General features: G+C 75.0%; 21 protein-coding genes. 9 read left to right on the plus strand and 12 right to left on the minus strand.

The window, feature by feature from the left end; translation table 11 throughout:
• Positions 1-18: 18 nt before the first annotated feature.
• The 5 genes from K329_RS0118955 to K329_RS0118975 all read right to left on the minus strand — a co-directional run bounded on the left by K329_RS0118955 (position 19) and on the right by K329_RS0118975 (position 8,588).
• Positions 19-921: a transglutaminase family protein gene (locus K329_RS0118955; RefSeq protein WP_028474278.1), complete on the minus strand. Its 903-nt coding sequence runs from the start codon at positions 919-921 to the stop codon at positions 19-21.
• Positions 918-3,497 carry a circularly permuted type 2 ATP-grasp protein gene (locus tag K329_RS28035; RefSeq protein WP_052337117.1) on the minus strand — a complete coding sequence of 860 codons (2,580 nt, stop codon included), beginning with the start codon at positions 3,495-3,497 and terminating at the stop codon, positions 918-920. Before K329_RS28035 ends, K329_RS0118955 begins: the two co-directional genes overlap by 4 nt.
• Complete coding sequence (locus tag K329_RS0118965) at positions 3,494-6,802, minus strand: transglutaminase family protein (protein WP_028474279.1); 3,309 nt, start codon at positions 6,800-6,802, stop codon at positions 3,494-3,496. The genes K329_RS28035 and K329_RS0118965 overlap by 4 nt, the downstream gene beginning before the upstream one ends.
• A gap of 66 nt (positions 6,803-6,868) precedes the next feature.
• Complete coding sequence (locus K329_RS0118970) at positions 6,869-7,972, minus strand: histidinol-phosphate transaminase (protein ID WP_028474280.1); 1,104 nt, start codon at positions 7,970-7,972, stop codon at positions 6,869-6,871.
• 28 nt (positions 7,973-8,000) lie between these two features.
• Entirely contained in the window at positions 8,001-8,588 is a 588-nt protein-coding gene (locus K329_RS0118975) for a VanZ family protein (protein WP_028474281.1), read from the minus strand.
• Between the two features lie 104 nt (positions 8,589-8,692).
• Between K329_RS0118975 and K329_RS0118980 the strand changes: the two genes are divergently transcribed.
• Positions 8,693-9,565: a ribokinase gene (locus K329_RS0118980; protein ID WP_028474282.1), complete on the plus strand. Its 873-nt coding sequence runs from the start codon at positions 8,693-8,695 to the stop codon at positions 9,563-9,565.
• Between the two features lie 52 nt (positions 9,566-9,617).
• On the opposite strand, the gene K329_RS0118985 is transcribed toward K329_RS0118980, so the two are convergent.
• Positions 9,618-10,598 (minus strand): dimethylarginine dimethylaminohydrolase family protein, encoded by a 981-nt coding sequence (locus tag K329_RS0118985; protein ID WP_084541440.1) that lies wholly within the window; start codon positions 10,596-10,598, stop codon positions 9,618-9,620.
• A gap of 133 nt (positions 10,599-10,731) precedes the next feature.
• Between K329_RS0118985 and K329_RS0118990 the strand changes: the two genes are divergently transcribed.
• The 8 genes from K329_RS0118990 to K329_RS0119025 are packed head-to-tail and all read left to right on the plus strand — an operon-like array spanning position 10,732 to position 17,751.
• Positions 10,732-11,403 (plus strand): GntR family transcriptional regulator, encoded by a 672-nt coding sequence (locus K329_RS0118990; protein WP_245596606.1) that lies wholly within the window; start codon positions 10,732-10,734, stop codon positions 11,401-11,403.
• 59 nt (positions 11,404-11,462) lie between these two features.
• On the plus strand, positions 11,463-11,855 hold the full coding sequence (locus tag K329_RS0118995) for a phage holin family protein (protein ID WP_028474285.1): 393 nt from the start codon (positions 11,463-11,465) through the stop codon (positions 11,853-11,855).
• Positions 11,852-12,370 carry a low molecular weight protein-tyrosine-phosphatase gene (locus K329_RS28040; RefSeq protein ID WP_043644228.1) on the plus strand — a complete coding sequence of 173 codons (519 nt, stop codon included), beginning with the start codon at positions 11,852-11,854 and terminating at the stop codon, positions 12,368-12,370. The genes K329_RS0118995 and K329_RS28040 overlap by 4 nt, the downstream gene beginning before the upstream one ends.
• Complete coding sequence (locus K329_RS0119005) at positions 12,367-13,245, plus strand: fructosamine kinase family protein (RefSeq protein WP_028474286.1); 879 nt, start codon at positions 12,367-12,369, stop codon at positions 13,243-13,245. Before K329_RS28040 ends, K329_RS0119005 begins: the two co-directional genes overlap by 4 nt.
• A gap of 40 nt (positions 13,246-13,285) precedes the next feature.
• Positions 13,286-13,981, plus strand: coding sequence for a response regulator transcription factor (locus tag K329_RS0119010; RefSeq protein WP_043644230.1), 696 nt, complete (start codon positions 13,286-13,288; stop codon positions 13,979-13,981).
• Positions 13,978-15,561 carry a sensor histidine kinase gene (locus tag K329_RS28045; protein WP_084541441.1) on the plus strand — a complete coding sequence of 528 codons (1,584 nt, stop codon included), beginning with the start codon at positions 13,978-13,980 and terminating at the stop codon, positions 15,559-15,561. Before K329_RS0119010 ends, K329_RS28045 begins: the two co-directional genes overlap by 4 nt.
• Before the next feature lie 11 nt (positions 15,562-15,572).
• Positions 15,573-17,075, plus strand: a complete 1,503-nt coding sequence (locus tag K329_RS28050; protein ID WP_084541442.1) for a S1C family serine protease — start codon at positions 15,573-15,575, stop codon at positions 17,073-17,075.
• Positions 17,076-17,082: 7 nt separating this feature from the next.
• Positions 17,083-17,751, plus strand: coding sequence for a DUF3558 family protein (locus K329_RS0119025; protein ID WP_028474288.1), 669 nt, complete (start codon positions 17,083-17,085; stop codon positions 17,749-17,751).
• Between the two features lie 6 nt (positions 17,752-17,757).
• Here the strand turns inward: K329_RS0119025 and K329_RS0119030 are convergent, their stop codons facing one another.
• The 6 genes from K329_RS0119030 to K329_RS0119055 form a co-directional block, all read right to left on the minus strand.
• Entirely contained in the window at positions 17,758-19,041 is a 1,284-nt protein-coding gene (locus tag K329_RS0119030; RefSeq protein ID WP_043644232.1) for an anthranilate synthase component I family protein, read from the minus strand.
• A 23-nt stretch (positions 19,042-19,064) separates the two neighbouring features.
• Positions 19,065-19,529 carry an SRPBCC family protein gene (locus tag K329_RS0119035; RefSeq protein WP_028474290.1) on the minus strand — a complete coding sequence of 155 codons (465 nt, stop codon included), beginning with the start codon at positions 19,527-19,529 and terminating at the stop codon, positions 19,065-19,067.
• Between the two features lie 146 nt (positions 19,530-19,675).
• Positions 19,676-21,196: an HNH endonuclease signature motif containing protein gene (locus K329_RS0119040; protein ID WP_028474291.1), complete on the minus strand. Its 1,521-nt coding sequence runs from the start codon at positions 21,194-21,196 to the stop codon at positions 19,676-19,678.
• Positions 21,197-21,533: 337 nt separating this feature from the next.
• A complete protein-coding gene (locus K329_RS0119045; protein ID WP_028474292.1) occupies positions 21,534-22,370 on the minus strand; it encodes a hypothetical protein in 837 nt (278 codons plus the stop codon).
• Between the two features lie 232 nt (positions 22,371-22,602).
• Complete coding sequence (locus K329_RS0119050; protein WP_028474293.1) at positions 22,603-25,050, minus strand: carboxypeptidase regulatory-like domain-containing protein; 2,448 nt, start codon at positions 25,048-25,050, stop codon at positions 22,603-22,605.
• 58 nt (positions 25,051-25,108) lie between these two features.
• Positions 25,109-25,705, minus strand: coding sequence for an anthranilate synthase component II (locus K329_RS0119055; RefSeq protein ID WP_028474294.1), 597 nt, complete (start codon positions 25,703-25,705; stop codon positions 25,109-25,111).
• Positions 25,706-25,713 lie beyond the last annotated feature (8 nt).

The following is a 25,713-nucleotide window of genomic DNA, read 5'->3' on the forward strand; positions in this document are numbered from 1 at the left end:
CGGTGAGGGCGTCCTCCCTCACAACGGCGCGACGTCGACGGCGACCTTCAGCGTCGACGTCGTCGCCTCCGTGAAGATCACGCCCTTGAGCGGCGGCACGTCGGCGTAGTCGCGACCCCAGGCGACGGTGACGTAGCGGTCGTCGGCCCAGGTGTCGTTCGTCGGGTCGACGGCGAGCCACTGGCCGGGACGCACGGTGCCGTCGTCGGCCGCCGGCCCGGGCACCCACACGGCGCTCCAGGCGTGGCTCGCGTCGGCGCCGACCAGCCGGGCCTTGCCGGGCGGCGGCGTGGTGGCGAGGTAGCCCGAGACGTAGCGGACGGCGAGGCCGTGGGAGCGCAGGCAGGCCAGGGTCAGGTGGGCGAAGTCCTGGCAGACGCCGGCCCGGGAGGCCAGCACGTCGGCGACCGTCGTCGTCACCGTCGTGGCGCCCTGCTCGTAGGCGAAGTCCTCGTGGATGCGGCGCACCAGGTCGGAGACCGCCTCGCCGATCGGTCGGCCCGGCGTCAGCGAGACCGCGCCGTACGCGTGGGCCTCGGGGGTCTGGTCCGCCATCCGCGAGTCGAGCACGAAGTCCCAGGCCTCCCAGGCGTCGGGGGCGTCGCTGCGCACCGCGGGCCGTGCGCGCTCCCACGGGGTCGCGAGCACGTCGTCGTCGTAGACGGGCGTGGTCACGTCGACGACGCTCTCGGCGTACACCTCGAGCTCGCGGTGGGGGCGGACCACCTGGAAGTACGTCGCGGTGTTGCCGTGCACGTCGACGTCGTCGCGCACCTCGGGGGTGTCCGGGGTGACGCGCAGGACCCGCTCGCCGACCTTCTGGAACGGGCCCTCGCGCGGGGTCAGGTAGGCGACGCCGAGGCTGTCGGTGACGTCGTCGTCGTACGTGTAGGTGGTGCGGTGCCAGACCCGGTACCTCATGCGCCCGCCTCCGCCAGCAGGTCGCCCGGCGCGAGCGACGTCGGGAGCAGCTGGGCGAACGAGCGCGGGCCAGGACCGGTCGGGAAGTGGAGCACCGCGATCGCGTCGGAGAGCCGGTTCGCCTCCGTCACCACCTGGTCGAGCAGGTGCACGAGGTGCGGTCGCCGGGCGCCGCCGATGGTCACGAGCTCGCGGACGTCGACCGACGCGACCCGCTCCGTCAGCTCGTCGAGCAGGCGCTCGGGCCGCGTGGCACCCGTCGAGCCCGGCATCGCGGCGAGGTGGGTGCGCAGCTCGGTGAGCGACGAGGCCACCGACCGCGGGTTGGCCGGGTCGAGCAGCAGCAGGTCGAGCACGCTGCCGACCTTCACGTAGCCGCGGTGCCGGCGGCGGTGCGTCACGACCGACTCCGTCGAACCGAGCACGGCGTTGAGCACCCGCCGGTCGGTGTCGAGGCCGCGCCGCTCCACCAGCGTGGCGCGCAGCAGCCGGGCCACCTGCTGCACCCGCTCGAGCGCCTGGCCCGCGCAGATCATGTGCCAGCCGGGGTCGCGGATCATGCTCGCCGTGATGCCGGTGAGGGCCAGCACGCCGTTGAGCATGCGGCCGGCCGACTCCTCGACCTGGTGGCTGTAGGGCGACTCCACCAGCGAGGCCGCCGCCCGGTCGATCGACGCGAACGCGCGCCAGGTGTCGGCCGAGAGCTGGTCGCGGACCCCCTGCGCCGCCGAGCGCAGGGACCGGACCGACTGGGCGACGCTGCCCCGCCGTACGGGGTCGAGCAGCACCGAGCGGAACTCGGCGTCCAGGCCCTCGCCGCCGAGACCGCCGGGGCCGTCGAGGGCCGTGTCCGCCGCACCGGGCCGGGGCCGGCTCAGCGCGGCGATCGCCTCGAGGGCGATCGCGAGGCTGGCGCCGCCCGACGACTGCGGGCGGGTGCGGTAGTCCTCGGCCAGGGCGTGCGCGGTGAGCACGAGGCGCAGCAGGTCCTCCGCGCGCTCGGTGTAGCGGCCGAGCCAGAACATGTCGTCGAGCACGCGCGGCACCATCGCGGAGCCGGGGTCGGCGTACGAGAGCTGCAGCTGGTGGGCGAGGTGCTGGTCGGGCTCGCCCGGCTCCCGCTTGAGCACCCAGACGTCCTTCGACACCGACGGCACGGTGCGCAGCCCGTCGTGGCGCTCGCGCACGGTGGCGAGCCCGCCGACGAGGGGCCGGTACGACGAGCCGTACCAGAGCGTGAAGGTGCGCAGCGAGACCGGACCGGGGCTCACCGCCACGGCCTCCACGGCGGCCCGGGACCGCCCGGGGTCGGCCGTGCGGGCGTACGTCGGGGCCTGCGACAGCGCGATCGGCTCCTGCCCGACGTACGCGTGCGGCGCGGCCTCGACCAGCCGGCGCAGCGCGTCGGGGGCCTCGTCGACACGGGTGCCGTCGGTGCGGCGCACCTCGAGCCCGTCGAGGTGGGCCAGCACGTGGGCGCGGGAGCTCTCGTCGCCGCACCACCACGTGGGGACGGCGTCGAGCCGCAGCTCCTCGCCGAGCAGGCGCTCCGCAACGGCGGGCAGGTAGGGCAGCAGGCCCGGGTTCTCGACGACGCCGGACCCGAGCCCGTTCACCACCCGCACCGTGCCGCGGCGCACCGCCTCGGTGAGGCCGGCGACCCCGAGACGGGAGTCGCCGCGCAGCTCGAGGGGGTCGCTGAACGCCGCGTCGACGCGGCGCAGGATGACGTGCACGCGCTCGAGGTGCTCGAACACGCGCATCCAGACGGCGCCGTCGCGGACGACGAGGTCGCTGCCCTGCACGAGCGGGAATCCGAGCGTGCCGGCGAGGAACGCCTGGTCGTAGGCCGTCTCCGAGTGCGGGCCCGGGGAGAGCACGACCACCCGCGGGTTCGGCGGGTCGCCCGGGGCCGCCTGCATGAGCGTGGAGCGCAGAGCGTGGAAGAACGGCGCCATCCGGTGGAGGGTCGCCTGGCGGTACATCTCGGGCAGGACCCGGGAGATGACGCGGCGGTTCTCCATCGCGAAGCCCATGCCCGACGGGGCCTGCGCCCGGTCGGCGAGCACCCGCCACGTGCCGTCGGCGCCCCGGCCGAGGTCGGTGGCGGTGAGCAGGAGGGGTCGCGGGTCGACCGTCGAGCGGCGCGCCAGCACCCGCAGGTAGCCGGGGTGGCCCAGCACCAGCGACGCCGGGAGGACGCCCTCCGACAGCAACCGCCGCGGGCCGTACAGGTCGGCGACGAGGGCGTTGAGCAGCTCGGCGCGCTGGGCGAGCCCGACCTCGATCGTCGACCACTGGTCGGCGTCGATGACGAGCGGCACCGGGTCGAGCCGCCACGGCTCGACGCCCGTGCCCGCGGCGACGTAGGTGACGCCGTCGTCGGCCAGGGTCCGCGTGATCTCGGTGTGCACGCGCCGCAGGTCGTCGGAGGTCAGGCGCACCGCCGACTCCGCGAGCGGCTTCCAGGCGGCCCGCAGCGACCCGTCGGGGCCGACCAGCTCGTCGTACCGGGCCGGCTCGTCACCCAGGCGCGGCTGCGCGACCGCGGCGGAGTAGTCGCCGAGGACGGTCACCAGAAGCCGTTCGAGGCGCTGACGCGGCGCAGGTCGAGCGTGCGCGGGTACTCCTCCGAGGAGACCCGGCGGCCGGTCGCGATGGCGGCGGCCACGTCGACGTAGCCCGACGTCATGCCGTGGGCGTCGTAGCGGCCCCGACGGCGGGACTCGGCCTCGACGGCGTTGACCGGCGGGGTGTCGTAGCTGCGCCCGCCGGGGTGGGTGACGTGGTACGTCGCTCCGCCCAGGCTGGCGTGGGACGGCGTGTCGACCACGTCGAAGTGCAGCGGCGCGTGCACCGGGATGGAGGGGTGCAGGGCCGACCACGGCTGCCACGCCCGGTAGCGGACGCCGGCGTAGAACTCGCCGGGGACCCCGGTCGGCGTGAGCGGCACGGGCACACCCTGGCACGTGACGAGGTGGCGGTTCGGCTCCAGCCCACGGGCCAGCACCTGCACCCGCTCGACCGAGGAGTCGACGTAGCGCGACGTGCCCTGGCCGGTGGCCTCCTCGCCCAGCACGTGCCACGGCTCGATCGCCTGGCGCAGCTCGAGGTGCACCGGGCCCGCGTCGAGGAACCCGATGCGCGGGAAGCGGAACTCGAAGAACGGGTCGAGCCACGCCTCCTCGAACCAGATGCCGGCGCGGTTGAGGTCGGCGACCACCTCGCGGATGTCGTCGCGGTTGCCCTGGGGCAGCAGGAAGTCGTCGTGGAGGCGCGTGCCCCAGCGCACCAGCGGCTCCTTCGACGGGTTCTCCCAGAACATCGCGACGAGGCTGCGCACGAGCAGCGCCTGCACGAGCCCCATCCGGGCGTGCGGGGGCATCTCGAAGCCGCGCAGCTCGAGCAGGCCGAGGCGCCCGCGCGAGGAGTCGGGGCTGTAGAGCTTGTCGATGCAGAACTCGGCGCGGTGGGTGTTGCCGGTGAGGTCGACGAGCAGGTGGCGCAGCGCGCGGTCGACCAGCCAGGGCCGCGTGCTCTCGCCGATCGAGCCCGCGAAGTCGCCCAGCCGCTGCAGCTCGGCGAGCGCGATCTCCATCTCGTAGACCGCCTCCGGGCGGGCCTCGTCGAAGCGCGGGGCCTGGCTGGTGGGCCCGATGAAGCGGCCGGAGAAGAGGTAGGAGAGCGACGGGTGGCGCTGCCAGTAGCGCACGAGGCTCGCGAGCAGGTCCGGACGGCGCAGCAGCGGCGAGTCGATCGCCTGCTGCGAGCCGAGCGTGAGGTGGTTGCCGCCGCCCGTGCCGGTGTGGAGGCCGTCGACGTCGAACTTCTCCGTCGTCAGGCGGGCCTCGCGCGCCGCGTCGTACAGCGTGGTGGTGAGGTCGCGCAGCTCGCCCCAGCTGCCGGTCGGCTGCACGTTGACCTCGATGACGCCCGGGTCGGGGGTGACGACGAGCTGGGTGAGGCGGGAGTCGGGCGGGGGGCCGTAGCCCTCGAGCACGACGGGGACGGCGGTGTCGCGGGCCGCGCGCTCGACGAGGTAGAGGAGGTCGGTGTACTCCTCCAGCCGCTGGGACGGCGGCAGGAAGACGTGCACGTGCCCGTCGCGGGCCTCGACCGCCAGGGCCGTGGTGGAGGCGTCGGTGGCGGCGACGACGGCGACCGGGGGCACGTCGGGGGCCAGGGGCGGGCCGGCCACGAGGTAGTCCGGGTCGATCGCGGGCTCCGGGTCGACCCAGGCGATCGAGTCGAGCGGCAGGCGCAGGCCCACCGCCGACGTGCCCGGCGTCAGCACCAGCCGACCGCGACGGAACCGCCACTGCGGCGACACCCACTGCTCCCCCGGCACCAGCGGCAGCACCCAGCCAGTGGGAGCTTTCTCCGCCTTGTCCGCCTTGTCGAGGGCGGCGACCTGCGCCTTGTCGAGCCGCTCGTCGGCGATCCTCGGTCGCGGGCCCGCGGGCGCGCCCACCTCGGCGGCGACCGCCGTCAGCGGGTCCTCCCAGGCGGCGAGCAGCGCCCGCTTGGGCAGGCCGAGCAGCTCGGTGACCCGGCGGGCGAGCCGCTCGGCGGAGCGGGCCGCCTTCGGGTCGGCCGTCGCGGTGCTCCAGGGGTCGGCGAGGAGGTCGGGGTCCTGCCAGAGCCAGACGTTGTCGGTGCGCCACTGCAGCGCGATCTGCCAGCGCGGCAGGTCCTCGCCCGGGTACCACTTGCCCTGGCCGCGGTAGACGGCGCCACCCTGGGCGTAGATCGCCCGCAGGCGCTCCGCGAGGTCGGTGGCGAGCGCGCGCTTGGCGGGCCCGTCGGCGGCGGTGTTCCACTCCGGCGCGGTGGCGTCGTCGACGCTGACGAAGGTGGGCTCGCCGCCCATCGTCAGGCGGACGTCGCCGGCCCGGAGCCGCTCGTCGACCGCGAGGCCGACCGCGTCGATGCGGCTCCACTGGTCGTCGGAGTAGGGCAGCGTGACGCGCGGGTCCTCGTGGATGCGTCGCACCGTGTTGGAGAACGCGAACTCCACCTCGACCTTGTCGGTCGCACCCGAGATGGGGGCCGCGGCCGAGGGGTGCGGGGTGGCGGAGAGCGGGATGTGGCCCTCGCCGGCGAAGAGCGCGGACGTCGGGTCCATGCCGACCCAGCCGGCGCCGGGGAGGTAGACCTCGGTCCACGCGTGGAGGTCGGTGAAGTCCTGCTCCGGCCCGCTCGGGCCGTCGAGGCTCTTCTGGTCCGACGCCAGCTGCACGAGGTAGCCCGACACGAAGCGCGCGGCCAGGCCGTACGAGCGCAGCAGGCTCACCAGCAGCCACGCGCTGTCGCGGCACGACCCGATGCCGCGGGTCAGCGTCTCGTCGGGGGTCTGCACGCCGGGCTCCATGCGCACCGAGTAGCCGACCGAGTCCCGCACCGCCGCGTTGAGCTGGGCGAGGAACGGGATGATCCGCTCGCCGCCCCGGGGCAGGCGCGGACGCGACTTGCGGAACTCGGTGACGACCGGCCCCGGCTTGCGGCTCCCGCCCTCGCCGACCTGCACCAGGTACGGCGCGAGGTCGCGCGCCAGGGCCGCGTCGTACGTGAACGGGAACGTCTCGGCGTAGGGCTCGACGAAGAAGTCGAGCGGGTTGATCGCCATCAGGTCGGCGACCAGCCCGACGGTGATGTCGAGCTCCTTCACCGGCTCGGGGAAGACGAGGCGCGCCATCCAGTTGCCGAACGGGTCCTGCTGCCAGTTGAGGAAGCGGCTGCCCGGCGTCACGTCGAGCGAGTACGACTCGATCGGCGTGCGGCTGTGCGGAGCCGGCCGGAGCCGGACGACGTGCGGGTGCACCGTGACCGGCTCGGCGAACCGGTAGGTCGTGCGGTGCTCGAGCGCCACCTTGATCGACATGGGGAGAAGACTGTCGGAGAACCGTTGCGAACGGGTAACGCGGGCCGTGCCGTGGACGGGTGCGCCTCAGCGCACCAGCCCCGCGGTCACCCCCAGCAGCCGCTCGCACGCCTCGGCCTCGCCGACGCTGACGCGCACGCCGTCGCCGGCGAACGGGCGGCCCACGAGGCCGGCCGCGTCGAGGGCGGCGGCGAAGGCGACGGCCCGCTCGGGGTCGCCGGGGAACGGGAACCAGACGAAGTTGCCCTGGGCGTCGGGCACCTCCCAGCCCTGGGCGGCGAGCGTGGCGGTGACGTGCTCGCGGCGTACGACGAGCTGCTCGACCCGCTCGAGCAGCTCGGCCTTCGCGGCGAGCGACGCGATCGCCGCGGCCTGCGCGACCGCGGAGACGCCGAAGGGCAGCGAGACCGCCCGCAGGGCGCCGGCGATCGCGGGCGGGGCGACGGCGTACCCGACGCGGAAGCCGGCGAGCCCGTAGGCCTTCGAGAAGGTGCGGGTGAGCATGACGTTGGTGTGGCGCCGGTAGGTCGCGACGCCGTCGACGGGGTCGGCCATCCGCACGAACTCGAGGTAGGCCTCGTCGACCACCACGAGCACGTGGGGCGGCACCTTCGCCAGGAAGGCGTCGAGCTCGGCCTGGCCCACGGCCGGGCCGGTGGGGTTGTTGGGCGTGCAGACCACGACGACCTTGGTGCGGTCGGTGATCGCCGCCGCCATCGCGTCGAGGTCGTGGCGGGCCCCGGGCCCCAGCGGCACCGGCACGCCGACCGCGCCGGACGCCGTCACCGCGATCGGGTAGGCCTCGAACGAGCGCCAGGCGTGCACGACCTCGTCGCCGGGGTCGCAGAACGCCGCGAGCACCTGGTAGAGCAGGCCGACCGAGCCGGTCGCCGCCGCGAGGTGGTCTCCGGGCACGCGCAGCTCGGCCGCGAGGGCGGCGTACAGCGCCGTGCTGCCCATGTCGGGGTAGCGGTTCATGTGCGTCGCCGCCTCGTGCGCCGCCTCGAGCACACCGGGCAGCGGGGGGAACGGGTTCTCGTTCGACGAGAGCTTGTACGACGTGACGCCGGGGCGGTCGACGGGCGGCTTGCCGGGCACGTAGGCCGGGATCGCCAGCACGGTGCTCCGGGGGGTGGGCGCCTGCGGGGCGTCCGGACGGGGTGCGGTCATGCCACCGCAGGCTAGGGCATGGAGCCGGTCACCAGGAGGCGTCGGGTCGGGCGTCGGGGCGGGCGTCGCTGCGGGCGCGCCAGGGGCGCAGCGCGAGCGCGACGAGCACGCCGAGGACCGCGCCGACCACGGCGCCGGTGACGTTGTCGACCACGTCGGTCACGTCGCAGGCGCGGTCGAGGCGGGCGGCCTCGAGCTGGATCCACTCGATGAGGCCCGAGTAGGCGGCGAGGCCGAGCACGCCGAGCGGCACGAGCGTCCACGCCGAGCGCCACCGGCAGGCGGCGAGGGCGCCGAAGAAGCCGGCCGGCACGAACAGGGCGGTGTTGAGCAGGCGCTGGCCGCCGTCGAAGATCCAGAACCCGTCGGGGGCGGGGCCGCCGATGTCGGTGGAGCAGTACTCGAGGCGGCCCTCGGCGTAGACGACTCCCGGCGCACCGGTCGCGGGCACGAGGGTGACCAGCGCGACGACCACGAGCGACCACAGCAGCCCCGCGAGCGCGACCGCGAAGACCGCACCCGTGCTGCGCCGCAGCGCCGCCGCCAGCAGCAGCGCGAGGGCACCGGCGACCAGCGCCCCGAGCACCATCACGCCCGGGCCGCCGAAGCTCACCACGCGCGACACCTGCTCCCGGCCATGCGCGTGAACCTACCGATCGGGTGGAAGACTCGGGGACCCACCGACCGGCGCCACCCGCACGACGAGCACGAGGAGCAACCGTGGAGCAGGCAGCACCTCGACCCCGTCCGGCCGCGCCGGGCGGCGGCCGCGTCGTCGTGGTCGGGTCGCTCAACGTCGACACCGTCCAGCGGCTTCACCACCTGCCCGCACCGGGCGAGACCCTCACCGCACAGTCGTCCCGTCGCGCGCACGGCGGCAAGGGCGCGAACCAGGCCGTGGCGGCCCGGCGCGCCGGCGCCTCCGTGACGGTCGTGGGGTGCGTCGGCGACGACGCCGACGGCCGGGACTACGTCGCCCGCCTCGACGACTGGGGCATCGGCCGCGCGCACGTGGCCGTCTCCGCCGACCACCCGACCGGCAGCGCCGTGATCCTGGTCGACCCGTCGGGCGAGAACAGCATCGTCGTGGCGCCGGGCTCGAACGGCGCCGTCGACGCCGCGCTCGTCACGTCGGCCCGGGCCGCGATCGAGGCCGCCGACGTCCTGCTGCTGCAGCTCGAGGTGCCGGACGCCGCCGTCGTGGCCGCGGCCCGCCTGGCCCGTGCGGCCGGCGTACGCGTGCTGCTCAATCCCTCGCCGGTGCCGCACGACCCGTCGCCCGCGCTCGTCGCGGTGCTGGCGGAGATCGACCTGCTCGTGGTCAACGAGGGCGAGGCCGGGGCGCTCGGGCTCGACCAGGCGGATCCCCGGGTCTGCACGACGCTCGGCGCCGCCGGGGCCCGCTGGGGCGAGGCGTCCGCCCGGCCGCCGACGGTCGACCCCGTCGACACCACCGGCGCGGGCGACACCTTCGCGGGCACCCTGGCGGCCGGCCTGGCCGCCGGCCGCACCCCGGAGGAGGCGCTGACCGCCGCCGTCACCGCCGCCGCGACGAGCACCACCTGGCGCGGGGCCCAGCCCAGCCCGTCCTGAGGAACGGGTCGCCGGTCCCCGGACCGCCAGGATCCTCAGGCCGCCAGGATCCTCAGGCCGGCAGCACGACGTCGCCGCCGGGCACGAGGTCGAGGTCGCGGCCGACCTGCACGTCGAGCGGATTCGTCAGGCAGCGGATCGAGCCGCCGCCCTTGTGGAACTCCGAGACGTCGACGAGCACGACCTCGAAGCCCCACTCCTCCAGCTGGGCCCGCACGCGGGGCGGGCACGCCGGCATGAGCACCCGCTTGCCGACGACCACGGAGTTGGCGCAGAACGTCAGCGCCTCCTCCTCGCTCAGCACGAGCGGGTCGGGCACGAGGTCGAGCAGGGCCCGCGCGGAGGCGTCGTCGAACGCGGCCGGGCAGACCATCGCGCGGCGCTCGTCGAGGGGGCAGAAGCCGAGGTCGAGGTGGTACATGCCGGGGTGCGTGATGCGCACGCCGAGCACGCGCGCGTCGAGGTCGGCCGCCACGAGCGGCAGTGCCGCCTCCTCCGTGCGCGGGCCGAAGCCGGTCACGAGCACGCCGCCGAAGGCGAACGCGTCGCCGGCCTCGAAGTGCGCGCCGACGCCGTCGCGACCGACGTACGACGTGGTGCGGCCGCGGTCGGCGGCCCAGACGACGGCGCTGGCCGTCTCGTTGCGGCGCTGGGGGTAGCGCATGTGGGAGGCGAGCAGGTGGCGCTCGCCGTCGGCCCGCGTGACGGGGAGCCCGAGGTTCATCGCGTAGACCATGTCGGGGCTGTCGAGGCGCTGGCGGAGCACGTCGACGCGGGCGCCGGCGCCGCGCAGGGCGGCGACGAGGCCGTGCCACTGCTCGCGGGTGCGCTCGGGGTCCGGCTGGGTGGCCGGGTCCATGAACGGGTTGATGACGTACTCGACGCGAAAGTGGTCGGGGCTCACCGTGAGGTACTCGCGGCCCCACGGCAGCTCCGCCGGGGCGGCCTCGGGATGCGGGGCGAGCACGGCGGACCCGCCGACGGCTCCGTCGTGGGCCCCGTCGATGACCTCGATGGCTGACTCCTTGCGCATGGCGCCTCCCGCTCTGCTCGTGGTGACCGTCCGAGACCTGCGTCACTGATTGTCCGACAATCCGACCAGGCGCGAGTGTGCCACCCCGACCCGCCCACACCCAAGTCGGCGCGCGGCGGGCACAATGCGACCCGTGCCCGATCCCTACGCGAGCCTCAGCGTCGAGGTCACCTCGACGGTGGCCCGCGTCGCCGACGAGCTGCGCCGGGCGGTCTTCGACGGCGAGCTCGAGTCCGGCACCCCCCTGCGGGAGATGGCGCTGGCCGCCTCGCTGGGCGTCGCCCGGTCGACCGTGCGCGAGGCGCTGGGGGTCCTGGTGGCCGAGGGCATCGCCGTCCGGGAGCCCAACCGCGGCGTGGCGGTGGCCGTGCCCGACCCCGAGTCGGTGCGCGACGTCTGCCAGGCCCGCCTCGTGCTCGAGGTGGCGGGCGTACGGCGCTGGGGCACCGCCGCGGAGCCCGAGCGGCAGGCGGTGCGCGACGCCGTGGCCGCCTACACCGCCGCCGTCGCGCGCGGGGCGTCGTACGCCGAGCTCAACGAGACCCACCTCGCGATCCACGTCTCCCTCGTCGGCCTCGCGGGCTCGCCGCGCCTCGTCGCGATGGCCCGCTCGCTCGTCGCGGAGCTCAAGCTGGTGCTGGCCCAGATCGACCGCGTCGAGCGCAACGCGCACGACCAGGCCGACTCGCACGGGTCGCTGGTGGCGATCCTCGACTCGGGCGACATCGACGCCGCGGTGGCCGACATCGAGCACCACCTGGCGCACGCGGAGGACGACATCCTCGCGGCGCTCGGCGTGCGCTGAGGCGCCGGCGTTCGTCCGAACGGCTGCCCGGCCTGGACCTGTCTGCCTACGATCGGCTCGTGAAGTTCGTGGTGTGGACGCTGGTCAACGCCCTCGGCATCGCCGTCGCGGCGTGGTTGTTCGAGGGCATCTCCTTCGAGGGCGCGACCTCCGGTCAGGCCGAGATCGAGGACAAGATCCTCCCCCTCCTGGGCGTGGCGCTGATCTTCTCGGTGGTCACCGCGTTCGTGCGACCGATCGTCAACCTGCTGTCGCTGCCGCTGATCCTGCTGACGCTCGGGCTCTTCCTCTTCGTCGTCAACGCCCTCATGTTCCTGCTCACCGGGTGGGCCGCCGACCAGCTCGGCATCGGCTTCGAGGTGAACGGCTTCTGGACCGCCCTCGGCGCCTCCGTGGTCATCACGCTCGTCACCTGGACCGTCGAGGCCGTCACCGACTCCGAGGTGCGGTGACGACCGCGCCGGCCGGCAGGGGCCCGGCGCCGTACCGGGTGGCGGTGGTCTGCCTCGGCAACATCTGCCGCTCGCCGATCGCCCACGTCGTGCTGGCCGACCGCGTCGCCGCGGCCGGCCTCGACGTCGAGGTCGTCTCGGCCGGCACCGCGGGCTGGCACGTCGGCAAGCCGATGGACGAGCGCTCCGCCCACGTGCTGACGCAGGCGGGGTACGACGCCAGCCGCCACCGCGGCCGCCAGGTCACCGCCGGCGACCTGGACGCGCTCGACCTCGTGCTGGCGATGGACACCCAGAACCTCGCCGACCTCCGCGACCTCGGCGCCCCGGACGACCGCCTCCTCCTCTTCCGCGCCTTCGACCCCGAGGGCCCGGGCGACGTGGACGACCCCTACTACGGCGGCGCGGACGGGTTCACGACGACGCTCGCCGTCGTCGAGCGCACCGCCGACGCGCTCGTCGACGCGCTGGCCGCGGTCGCACCGGCGGCACCGGCGGCCGGGGGCGCACGATGACGCGACAGCCCCTGCTCGCCCGGCGTGCCGAGTCCCTGCTCGGGACCGCCGTCGCGGCCACCTCCCCCGTGGCCGGCGGCGACACGTCCACCGCCACGCGCCTGCGCCTCGCCGACGGCCGCAACGCCCTCATGAAGACCCACCCCGGTGCGCCCGCGGGCTTCTTCGAGGCCGAGGCCCGCGGCCTCGCCTGGCTCGCGGAGGCCCCCGACGGCGCGGCCGTGCCCGAGGTGCTGGCCGCCGCCCCCGACTGCCTGCTCCTGCGCTGGATCGACCCGGGCCGCCCGTCGGCCGACGCCGCCGGCGCGCTCGGTCACGCCCTCGCCCACACCCACGCCGCCCCCGCGACGGTCGGCGCGGCCGAGGACGGCTTCATCGGTCGGCTCCCCCTGCCCTGCACGGCCCCCGAGGGCACCACCTGGCCCGAGTTCTTCGCCGTGCGCCGCGTGCTGCCCTACCTCAAGCTCGCCCGCGACCGCGACGCCGTCGAGCCCCACGAGGCGGCCGCGGTCGAGCGGCTCCTGGCCCGGCTCCCCGAGCTGCTGCCGACCGAGCCGGCCTCCCGCCTCCACGGCGACCTCTGGAACGGCAACGTGCTGTGGGGCGTGGGCGGCTCGGTGCACGTCATCGACCCGGCGGCCTACGGCGGCCACCGCGAGATGGACCTCGCGATGCTCGCCCTCTTCGGCCTGCCCCACCTGCCCGTGCTGCTCGACGCCTACGTCGCCGCGAGCGAGGACCTCGGCCGCCCCCTGGCCGACGACTGGCAGGACCGCGCCGGTCTCCACCAGCTCTTCCCGCTGCTGGTGCACGCGGCGCTGTTCGGCGGCGGGTACGGCGCCCGCGCGGCGGCCGTCGCGGCGTCGTACGCCTGAATCTCAGCGCGACCTCAGGCGGGTTCGTCATACTCGTCGGGTGCCGGACACCAAGGGATCTCGCGTGCTCGTCGTCGACGACGACCGCGCCGTCCGTGACTCGCTGCGTCGATCGCTGGAGTTCAACGGGTACGTCGTCGCCACCGCCTCCGACGGCGCCGAGGCGTTGGCGACCATCGCGTCCGCCGCGCCCGACGTCGTGGTGATGGACGTGATGATGCCGCGCCTCGACGGGCTCGAGACCACGCGCGCCCTGCGGGCGGCCGGCAACGACGTGCCGATCCTCGTGCTGACGGCGCGCGACGCGGTCGGCGACCGGGTCGAGGGCCTCGACGCCGGCGCCGACGACTACCTCACGAAGCCCTTCGCGCTGGAGGAGCTGCTGGCCCGCGTGCGCGCGCTGCTGCGGCGGGTCGTGCCGAGCGAGGTCCCCGACGAGACCCTCGGCTTCGCCGACCTGACGATGGACCTCGCCTCGCGCGACGTGCGCCGCGGCGAGCGGGCGATCGAGCTGACCCGCACGGAGTTCACGCTGCTGGAGATGTTCCTGCGGCGGCCTCGGCGGGTGCTGGAGCGCGCGTTCATCCTCGAGGAGGTCTGGGGCTACGACTTCCCGACCACCGCGAACTCGCTCGAGGTGTACGTCGGCTACCTGCGCCGCAAGACCGAGGCCGAGGGCGAGCCCCGCCTCATCCACACGGTGCGGGGCGTGGGCTACGTGCTCAAGGAAGCATGAGCGCGGGGCTGCCACCCGTCCCGACGCGGCCGCGACCGACCCGGGGCTACGGCTCGGCGCGCTGGCACTACCGCCGCTCGCTGGCCAGCCGCGTCACGCTGCTGACCACCATCGCCGTCGGCGCCACCGTCGCGCTGCTCTCGCTCAGCGTCTACCTCGTGGTGCGCGTGCAGATGCAGCAGACGATGGACGAGCAGCTCGTCGAGCGGGCCCGCACCACCGCCCAGGCCGCGGACGAGCAGGCGCCGAGCGGTGTGTTCGTGGTGCAGGGCAACCTGCTGGCCAGCAGCGACATCCGGCTCGCCGTGCTCGGCGCCGACGGGTCGATGCAGACGATCGAGGGGCAGTCCGGCCTCCCGTACGGCGACGACGAGCTGCAGGTGGCCCGGGGCCTCAGCCAGGGCGTGCTCCGCACCGTGACGATCGACGGCGACACCTACCGGATGGCGACGGTGCCCTACCGGAGCGGCTCCGCCTTCCTCCTCGCCCAGGAGACCGCGTCGCAGCAGAGCTTCCTCGGCAAGCTCGGCCTCGTGATGCTGCTCTTCGGCGGCACGGGTGTGGCGCTCGCCGGCGTGGCGGGCACGGTGGTGGCCCGCAACGGCCTGCGACCCGTGCGCCGCCTCACCGACGCGGTCGAGGAGATCGCCCGCACCGAGGACCTGACCCCGCTCCGCATCGAGGGCGACGACGAGATCGCCCGCCTCGCGAGCGCCTTCAACCAGATGCTCACCGCCATCGGGGCCTCGCGCGACCGGCAGCGCCAGCTGGTCGCCGACGCGAGCCACGAGCTGAAGACGCCGCTCACGTCGCTGCGCACCAACCTCGACCTCCTCGCCCAGGTGGAGGACGCCGACGACGAGCGCCTGCCGCCCCAGATGCGCCGCGAGCTCATCGACGACGTGCGGGCACAGATCGTCGAGCTCAGCACCCTGGTGGGCGACCTCGTCGAGCTGGCCCGCGACGAGCCGCTGCGCCGCGTCGTCGAGCCGGTCTCGCTGGTCGAGGTGCTCGACCGGTCGGTCGCACGCGTGCGCCTGCGGGCGCCGTCGGTGCGGTTCGAGGTGCGCGCCGCCCCGTGGTGGCTCACCGGCGAGGCCCACTCGCTCGAGCGGGCCATCACCAACCTGCTCGACAACGCCGCCAAGTGGAGCCCGCCCGAGGGTCGCGTGGTCGCCACCCTGGCCAACGGGATCCTCACGGTCGACGACGAGGGCCCCGGCATCGCCGAGGCCGACCGTCCCCTGGTGTTCGACCGCTTCTTCCGCTCCACCGAGTCCCGCGCCATGGCCGGGTCGGGCCTCGGGCTCTCGATCGTGCGGCAGGTGGCGGAGCGTCACGCCGGCGAGGTGCGGGCCGGGTCGTCGCCCTCCGGGGGCGCCCGGATCACGATGATGCTGCCCGGCTCGCCGGTGCACCCCGACGCCGTGCCGGCGCCCGAGCCGGAGCCCGCGCCCACCGGCCGCACCCGGCGTCAGCGGTCCGGTGACACCGGCCCGCAGCCCGTGAGCGTCCCGGGCGAGAAGGCGGGCGAAAAATCGTGGCCGGAGGGAGGTGCCGGGAGCCCTCCTGCGGGGTAAGGATCTCGCCCATGAGCGAACAGCCCCCGCAGCGTCCCGGCACGCCGCCCTCCTCGGGCGGCCCCGAGCCGCACCAGCCACCGACCGAGCACACCCAGGCTCGTCGTGTGACCCCTCCCCCGTCCGGCAGCCAGCCGGGCGCGCGCCGGCCGGCGCAGGGCGGCAACCGGCCCCCGGCCGCCGGCGTCCGCGGCAGCCAGCCCTACGGCCCGGGCCAGGCGCCGTACGGCCAGCAGCCCTACGGGCAGCCGGGGCAGGCGGACCAGCAGGGCTACGGCCAGCCCTACGGCCAGCAGTACGGCGCCGCACCCGGCGCGGCGTACCCCTCGACGCCCGGCGGCGGCCAACCCCCCTCGGCTCCGCGTTCCCCCCGACGCCCCCGCGGCGAGAACCGCGGTGCGGGCCTGCTCGTGGGGGCCCTGGTGCTCGGCGTGCTCGGCGGTGTCGGGGGCGCGGCCGGCTACTCGGCGATCATCGACGACGACGGCGACCTGTTCTCGTCGTCGTCCGACGAGGGCGGGAGCGGCGGCGACACGCGGATCGACGCCGACTCGATCGACACGGGCTCCATCGACCCGCTCGACCTCGTGTCGGTCAACGACATCTCGAACGCGGTGCTGCCGGCGGTGGTCCAGATCAACGCGCCCGTCGACGGCGGCTACTCGCAGGGCTCGGGCTTCGTGATCTCCGACGACGGCGAGATCATCACGAACGACCACGTCATCGCCGGCACGGCGGAGGGCACCGACGTGACGCTCACCTTCTCCGACGGCACGATCGGCGAGGCCGAGATCGTCGGCAGCGACCCGCTGCTCGACGTCGCGCTCCTCCAGATCACCGACGGGGGCCCGGACAACCTGGTGGTCGCCTCGCTGGGCTCCTCCGACACCACCGAGGTCGGCCAGGCCGTCGTGGCGATCGGTGCGCCGTACGGGCTGCAGTCGACCGTCACGGCCGGCATCGTCAGCGCCCTGCGCCGCCCGTTCGTGCTCGACCTGCCGGAGGGCCTCGTGGCCTACCCGGCCATCCAGACCGACGCGGCGGTGAACTCGGGCAACTCGGGCGGCCCGCTGGTGAACCTGCGCGGCGAGGTGATCGGCATCAACGGCGCGATCGAGCTCGCCCGCGGCGCCGACGGCCCGTCGTCGCCGGGGTTCATCGGCATCAGCTACGCCATCCCGATCGACGACGTGCTCTACGTCATCGAGCAGCTGCGGGCCGGCGACGAGCCGGAGCACGCCGCGATCGGCGTCAACGCCGAGACGGCCGTGATCGACGACGTCGTCGACGGCGCCGCGGAGCTCACGTTCGTGAACAGCGACGGGGCGGCCGCGGCGGCCGGCCTCGAGCGCGGCGACCTGATCACCGACGTGGGCGGGGTGCGGGTCAACAGCTCCGACGCCCTCATCACCGCGGTGCTCGCGTTCGAGCCGGACGAGGAGGTCGAGGTGACCTACGTGCGGGACGGCAGCGAGGAGACCACGACGATGACCATGGGCAGCGACGCGTCATGATGGAGCGGTGACCTGGACGAGTGACGTACGACGGCGCGGCGGTCGACGGGGGCGGGACGCCCTCGCGGCCGCCGCGCTGGTCGTCGCCGGCGCGACGGCGCTGGCGGCCTGCGGCGGGGACGACGGCGCGCTGCCCGAGGGCTCCTCGTCGCTGACCACCTTCCCGACGGACGACCCGAGCTCGTCGGCCGGGTCTCCCGGGGCCTCGGGCGCACCGACGGAGGGCGCCACGAGCGCCGCCGGTCGCGCGGTGGCCGACCCCTGCGAGGCGCTCACCCCCGAGGAGGTCGGTGCCCTGGTCGGCCTCACCGTCGAGGAGACCGCCGACGGCACGGACGCCGCCCGGGCCTGCTCCTACACGGAGCCCGGCGCCGACGTGCCGGTGCTGACCATCACCACGTTCGCCGCCTTCGCGGAGATCCAGATCGACGACGTGCTGGGCGACGCCGAGGAGGGCGTCGAGATCGTCGAGGTGCCCGTCGAGGGCGCGGAGGCCGCGCGCATCGTCACCGACGACGGCGAGGACGCCGTGCTGATGACCGGCATCGTCAGCCACGACGGCCAGTTCGACCTGGTGAACCTGGGCGTGCCCGCGCCGTACGACCTGCCGGCCCTGCAGACCAGCATCACCACCGTGCTGACCGCCCTCGTCGCGAACGCCGCGGCGACCGACTGAGCCGCCTCAGAGCGCGCGCAGGAGGCGCTCGACCTTCCAGCGGGACTCGGCGTGCTCGTCGGCGAGGTCCGAGCGCACGGTGACCCCGCCGCCGGTGCCGACGGTCCACGTGCGCCCGTCCGGGCTGGTGAGGCTGCGGATCACGACGCCGAGGTCGGCGCGTCCGTCGCCGCTGATCCAGCCGAAGGCCCCGGCGTACGCACCCCGCGGCGTGGCCTCGACGGCGGCCACGACCTCCATGGTGCGCAGCTTCGGCGCACCCGTCATCGAGCCGGCGGGGAACAGGGTGCGGAGCGCCTCGACGGTGCCGACGTCGGCGCGCAGCTCGCCGGTGACGACGGAGACGAGCTGGTGCACGGCGGCGTACGACTCCGTGGTCATCAGCGTCGGCACCCGGACGGTGCCGGCGCGGCTGACGGCGCCGACGTCGTTGCGCAGCAGGTCGACGATCATCAGGTTCTCGGCCCGGATCTTGGGGTCCTCGACCAGCGCGCGTCGGAGCGCCTCGTCGTCGGCGGGCGTCGCCCCGCGCGGCGTCGTGCCCTTCATCGGCTTGGCCGTGATCGTGCGGGTGCCGGGGGTGGGGCCGGGCTCGATGCGCGCGTAGCGCTCCGGCGAGGCGCTCAGCAGCCAGGCGGGAGCGCGACCCGTCTCGTCGTCGACCGCGTGCTGGAGGAACCCGGCGTACGGCGCGGGGCTCGCCGCCCGGAGCCGCGCGTAGACCTCGGCGGGCGGGCGGTCGCTGGTGACGGTGCGGCGGTAGGTGAGGTTGACCTCGTAGCTGTCGCCGGCGTGGAGCGCCTCCTGGACGCGGGCGAAAGCCTCGGCGTACGACGCGGGGACGGGCCCGGTGTCGTCGGACTCGCCCGGCGGCGCGGGGGCGGCGTCCGCCGGTGGGTGCTCGACCACCCGGACCCGGCTCGGGCGCATCCACACGGCCGTCGGCAGCGGGTCGTCCGGGTCGACGAGCGCCGGCAGGTCGGGACGGGCGGCGTACCCGAGGTAGCCGAACCACTGGGCACCGGGCGCGTCGGCGAGCTCGCGCTCGAGCACCGCGAACACGTCGTCGCCGACCACCTGTGAGCGCCAGCGGCCCGGGGCGCCGACCCAGCGCCGTACCTCACGGGTCGAGGCGTCGTAGGACAGCGAGACGTCGTCGTCGCTCAGCCCCGCCAGGAGCGAGCGGCGGCCCGACCACTCCCGGCCCCCGCCGCCGTCGAGCCAGACGCAGCGGGGGTACGACGCCGCGAGCGCCCGGAACTCGTCGAGGGGGTCCGGGGCGGTGGGCACGGGGGAAGGGTAGGGCGTGCCCCTCAGGCGAAGCGGCGGACCAGGGCCTCGAGTGTCTCCGTGATCCCTGCGGCGTTCTTGTCGGTCTGCTTCGTGGCCTCGAAGACCTTGCCGAGCTTGCTGTCGCTGTAGTCGAAGGTCTCCGTCACCTGGGTGACGCCCGGTCGCAGCTCGTCGAGCTCCCAGCGCCACTTGTGGCCGAACGGGTGCTGCCACTCGACGACGCGGTTCTCCTCGAAGGCGGTGACCGTCGACGTGATCGAGTACGGAACGCCGTACTGCTTCATGCCGACCCCGAACTTCGCGCCCTTCGAGAGGCGCTGCGGACCCTTCACCGGACGGTCACGCACGGTGCCCGAGCCGTCGAGCTCGGGGTGGCGGTGGGGGTTCGCGACGAGGTCGAAGATCGCGGACGCCGAGGCGGGCACCTCCACGCGGCGGGACACGCGGCGCGTCCCGGTGTCGACGGTGGTGACGTGAGCGGACATGGCGAGCCTCCGGGGGTCGGGGGACGTGCGGACGGCGGTGCACCTCGACGCTAGCGGGTCGCCTGACGGGGTGAGGGGGTTCGGGCGCGCCGTTGGCCCCGGGCACGGGGGGCGCGGGGCTGGCGGGGTGGGTGTGTGGGTGTGGGTCAGCCGGGTGGTTCTGGGGGGCTGGGTGGGTCGAGGTCGTGGGTGCCGTGGTGGTCGCGCATCCAGTGGTGGCCGTGGGGGCTGGTCCAGGCGTAGGTGCCGGGGGTGATCGGCGTGTAGGTCCAGCCGGTGTGGGTCTTGAGGCGGTGGTGGCGTCGGCAGAGCGGGGCGAGGTTGCAGGTGCAGGTCGCGCTGCCGGGTGAGTCTGGGGCGCCGGGGTCGTAGGCGGTGATGTGGTCGCAGTCGGTGGCGTGCCGGTCGGGGGCCAGGCGCCGGGCGGGGCGGGTGCAGTGGGGGAACACGCAGTGGTGGTCGCGCAGGGCGACGCGTTCGGTGATGCGGTCGGGGATCTCGTAGGCGTCGACGTGGACGTGGTCGGCCAGGTCGATCACCGGCACCACGCGCAGGTCGACGGTCGGGCGGCCGCACCAGTCACGGATCAGCTCGGCCGGGACCGGACCGCGCAGGTGCTCGGCCCGACCGATCCCGACGTCCGCCGAACCGTGGAGCTGGTCGAGGGTGAGGTGGAGGTAGAGGTTCACGCCTCGGCGGCCCGACGCCCGGCGGGTGAGGGCACCGACCGATTCCGCGTCAGCACCGGCGCCGCCGCCGGCCGCGGTCGTGCCGTCGGCGCCAGCCCCTGCATCCTCCGCGGCCTCGGTCATGAGATCGAGGGTGAGGTCGGCGCGGGCGAGGTCACCGAGTGCGGCGGCCCGTCGCGCGCCAAGTGCGGCGGTGGATCCGAGCGACTTGTAGGCGGCGGCGCGTCGGGTGAGGGCGTCGTCGAGGTCGTAGGCGTCGAGCATGTCGACCTCGGCGCGGATCTCGACCGTGCCGGAGTAGGTGACCTGGTCGCGGTCGATGCTCACGTGGCGGCGTTCGTCGAGCTCGTGCTCGGCGTCGTGGGCGATCCGTTCCGCGGTGTCGGGGTCGGTGCGCCAGATCGCCTCCTCCACCAGCGCGTCCAGGCGGGCGACCCCGATCGTGCCGGCGACGGGGGTGACGTGACGGTCCACGAACCCCGCGACCTCGACCGTGTGCGCCATGGTCGTCTCCGCGACCCGCCGGGCCCGCCACACCGGCACCCTCCCGGCGATCACCGCGGCGTAGAGCCGTGGGAGGCGGTATCGCAGCTCCACCGCGGCCGCGACGTGCGCGCGACCCGCGGCCGGCGACATCCCCAGCACCGCGACCAGCTCGTCGATCGCGAGGTCCTCCACCAGCGGCGCACCCGCCCCGGCGACCGGCACGACGGGACGGAACCGCCCCGGCCGGGCCACGTGATCCGCGGAGTGCATCGCGACCCAGTCCAGGGTCGACTCCAACAGCCGGACCTGCGCGGTCTCGGCGTCACGCTGCGCGGCCCGCGCCGCCCGGAGCACCGCACCCGACGAGCCCTGCGCCGCACCCGAGGAGCCCTGCGCCGTACCCGCGCCGACCAGCCCGTCGGGGCAGCCAGCGGCGCCGTCGAGCACCGCGGGAGCGGTGTCGAGGAGGCTGGTCTGGTGGCTACGGGACATACCCCCATCTTACCTCGGATTCGAACACGTGTGCGAGTCATCCACAGGACAGTTTCGGACAGTTGACGGCATCCCGACTCGTCGGCCACGACGTACGACGCCGTGGTTTCGAGACACTCGCTGGCGCTCGCTCCTCAACCACCGGTGACGCGGCACGCTCCGCTCACGGCTCCTCAACCACCGATCGGGCGACTCCTCGACCACGACGTACGGCGCCGTGGTTTCGAGACGCTCGCTTGCGCTCGCTCCTCAACCACCGTTGACGCAGCTCGCTCAACCACCATCCGTACTGCCGCTCGGCCGGTCGGACCTCCGGCGAGGGTGACCCGGCTCGGGATCAGCCCCGGCCGAACCACCGTCGCTTCGTCGGGCCCGGCGCCTGCCTCTCGTCCTGCGCCTGACCCTGGCCCGAGGCCTGGCTGGCCACCACGTCGAGCACCGGTGTGCTCCGCAGGAGATCGGTGCCGAGGACGAGGGTGTGCGGCACGCCGTCCAGATTGATCCGGGCGCCCGGTGCGGGCGGCGTCCCGGCCTCGAGCAGGTCGGCGACGGCGGTGCGCAGCACGTTCCACGCCTCCTGAGGCGAGAGCCTGCTGCCGGACCACTGCACGTCGGTCGCACCGAGCGCACCGAGACCGTCGGTGAAGGCGTGGCTGGTGCCCGCCGCCGGATCGAGCTGCATCGCGACCACACGGAACCAGGTGTGCGCCGGCCTCCGGGACAGCTCGCCGACGAACAGCACGTCGGTCGTGACCTGGCCCTGGTGCGGCAGCCAGACAGCGCGGGCATCGTCGCGGTCGAGGATTCCGGCGGCGAAGTTGCTGATGATCTGGTGGGCCGCGATCGGGTCGGCCCCGGCAGCCACCGTGGTCGCCACGAGCGCCGTGCCGCCGTGCGTCGCCGCGACGGGCTCGACCCGCTGGCGTACCAGGCTCTCGGCCACCGCCTGGCGGAACTCGGCGGAGGTCTCGGGCGGCTGCACGGCGAACCGCACGTCGAAGCCGTTCACCGGCACCGAGATCACGGGGAGCGCACCGATGGCCGGCTGCGCCTGCACCGTCTGCGCGAGGGACGGGTGGGCCGCGGTGAGCAGCTCACCGATCCCCGCGAGCGGGGAGTCGAGGAGCACGACGGCGAGGAGGGGCTGGCTCGCTTCGGGGCTGGTGGAGGTCATGGGGCCACTGCTACCCACGGCCGCCGGTCACGACACGCCCTCGCGGCCGTAGGGCGCCACGCTCGCTGCGGTCCACGTACTGCCAGTGTCCGGCGATGTCGGGTCGTGGTTTCGAGACGCGGCTCGCGGCTCCTCAACCACCGGCGGCGCTGCGTGGTTTCGAGACGCTCGCTGGCGCTCGCTCCTCAACCACCGAGGGCGCTCGCTCCTCAACCGCCGAGGACGCCGACCCTCAGCGCGCCTTGACCGCCACGGTGACGTTGCGACCCGCGGTGACGGCGTTGCCGGCGTACGCGATGGTCAGCTCGTGCCAGCCCGCGGTGAGGCGGACGCTCGTGAGCAGCGTGCCGTTCGCCAGCTGGGCGGTGCCGATGCGGGAGCGGCCGCGGTAGATGGCGACCAGTCCGTTGGGCACCACGCCCGTGGCGGTCACGGTGACCCGCAGGTAGACGCGGTCGGCGGTCACGCCCGGGGTGACGGTGACGGTCGGGGTGGCCTTGGCGACCGGGGCGGTGGGCACGCTCTCGACGACCTTCGTCGTGTGGCCGGTCCGCACGTACGTCGCGCGCACCGTGATCCGGCGGCCCAGGTCGGCGGCCACGGCCTGGTGGAACCACCGGGTGGCGCCGGGGATGGCGACGCCGTCGCGGTACCACTGCACCGTCGGGCCGGGGCCGCTCGGGACGGCGACGCCGTACGCGCCCTCGAGCCGCTGGCCCACCGCGGCGGTGCCGGCGACCCGGGGCACCGGGGTGCTGATGACGCCGGGCGCGACGACCTGGGCGGCGGAGGTGGCCGTGCCCGGGAGGTGGCCGGAGCGCGTCGCGGTCACGCGGACGGCGACCTCGCGGCCGCTCCACTCGGGCAGCAGCGCGACGGCGGCGTTCGTCGCGCCGGGCACGGGGGCCCCGCCGACGAGCCACTGGTAGGCGTACGACGACCCGCCCGGGGCCTCCCAGGTGCCCGTGGTCGCCGTGAGGACGGCGCCGACGCGACTGACGCCGCGGACCTCCGGCGGGGCGGTGCTGACGAGCTCGGCGCCGCGCTCGCCGTACACGAGGTCGGAGGGGAGCGTCGTGGTCGCGCCGAGCGTGACGGGGATGGTGGCGTCGCCCACCGAGCGCAGCACGGAGTCGCCGGCGAACCAGGCCGGTCCGTCGTGCTGCGAGGTGAGGTCGACGACGAGGCGGTAGGCGCCGGTGGTGAGACCGCCGACCACGAACCGGCCGTCGGCGCCGGTGACGCCGCGGCGGGCGACGAGGCTGCCGTCGGCGGTCGAGGCCTCCACCACGGCACCCACGAGCGGGGCGCCGTCGGCGTCGAGCACGCGGCCGCCCAGGCGGGCGCCCGTGACGAGGGTGGCGTCGACGCCGGTGGTCGACGAGCCGCCCGTGACCGCGACGACCGTCGCGGCGGCGGGGCCCGCATGCTCGGCGAGGCCGGCCCAGCGCTGGGCGGCTCGGTCGGTGGTGGCGCCGGCGACGCGGGCGAACTCGACGCGGTAGCGGCCGGCGGGCAGACCGTCCACGGCGTACGTGCCGTCGTCGCCGACCTGCAGCGAGCGCACGACCGCGCCCGAGGTGGCGTCGACGAACCGCACGTTGCGGGCGCCCTCGTCGGTGCCGGCGCCCGTGACGGTGCCGCTCACCGACCCGCTCGGCACGAGCGCGAGGTCGACGACGACGGTGGCGCCGGAGGCGAGCGGCACGTCGAGGGCGTCCTCGACCGCGCCGGCGAGGAAGCCGGCGCCGTGCCAGGCCGACGGGTAGCCGACGGGGCCCTCGAACGAGAGCCGGTAGGTGCCGGGGTCGGCGACCATCGTCCAGGTGCCGTCGGCGCCGGTCGCCGCTCCGGTGACCTGCGTCCACGACTCCGAGGCGGCGTCGTACACGTGGGCCGCGACCCACACGTCACCGAGCGCGCGGCCCGTCTGGTCGACGACCTTGCCGCGCAGGGTGGGCTTGAGCGCGAGGCGCGCGTCGACGGTCGCCGGGGTGCTCGTGCGCACCGTCAGCGGCCGGGCGCCCTCCATCGTCGCGGCGCCCGCGCCCCCGTCGTACCACTGCGTGGCGTGCACCGCCGCGCCCCGCTCGTCGTGGAAGCGCAACAGGTAGGAGCCCGCCGCGAGCCCGAGGCGGTAGGTGCCGTCGGCGCCGGTCTCGCTGACGTCGATCCAGGAGGTCGCCCCGACCTCGTACGCCGCGACGACCACGCCCGCGAGCGGGCTGCCGGACGGTCCGGTGACCTTCCCGGTGACCGCGGAGAGGGCGTCGAGCCGCATGTCGATCCGGGTCGTGCCGCCGGCGGAGACCTCCACCGGCGTGGCGTCGGCCTGCGTGCGGGCGCCGCCGTGGAAGACCGGGGTGTGGCCGGGCGCGTCGAAGCGCACCAGGAACGGGCCGGGCGTCTCGACGTCGACCCGGTAGGTGCCGTCGCTGCGCGTGAAGTCGTAGGAGAACCACGTGTAGTCGCCGAGCGAGGCGTCGTAGCGCAGCACCGTGACCTCGACGTCGGCCACCGCACCGCCCGCGCCCGTCACGGTGCCGCTGATCGTGGCGGTGCCGGCGACGGCGCTGCCGGCGGCGACCGCGGGGCCGCTCGGACCCGTCGCGACGAGGGCGACGAGGAGCAGGCCCACGAGCGCCAGCAGTGCGCGTGAACGGAGGAGGAAGACGGTCACGAGGGCCCCATCGGCGGGGTTGAGGGATTCTTGATCGAAACCGCCCGCGCGTCGCGCGTCACATCGCCAGGAAGCGCGCCACCATCTGCGCCCCGTGCTCGCTGAGCACCGACTCGGGGTGGAACTGCACCGCCTCCAGCGGCAGGGTCCGGTGCCGCACGCCCATGACGACGGCCTCTCCGTCAGGCGCGCCCGGCTCCCCCGCGCAGGTCGCCGTCACCTCGAGGCAGTCGGGCACCTCGAGCGCGGCCAGCGAGTGGTAGCGCACCGCGGCGAACCCCTGCGGCAGCCCGGCGAAGACCCCGCGCCCGTCGTGCGCGATCGCGGCCACGTCGCCGTGGGCGGGCGTACGGCGACCGACCCGGCCGCCGTACGTCACCACGAGGCCCTGCAGCCCCAGGCACACGCCGAGCACCGGACGGGTGGCGGCCCGCAGCACCTCCCGACCGATGGCGAAGTCGCGCGGGTGCACGGGCGACCCCGGCCCCGGCGAGAGCACCACGTGGGAGTGCGCGAGCACCTCGGCCGCCGTCACCGCGTCGTGCTGGACGACCCGGGGCAGCTCGCCGGTCACCTCGGCCACCAGGTGCGCGAGGTTCTGCGTGTAGGAGTCGTGGTGGTCGACGACCACCACGTCCGGTCGACCCCCGCTCACGACCCGCT

The sequence above is a fragment of the Nocardioides alkalitolerans DSM 16699 genome (assembly GCF_000426525.1).
GTDB classification, from domain to species: Bacteria; Actinomycetota; Actinomycetes; order Propionibacteriales; family Nocardioidaceae; genus Nocardioides; species Nocardioides alkalitolerans.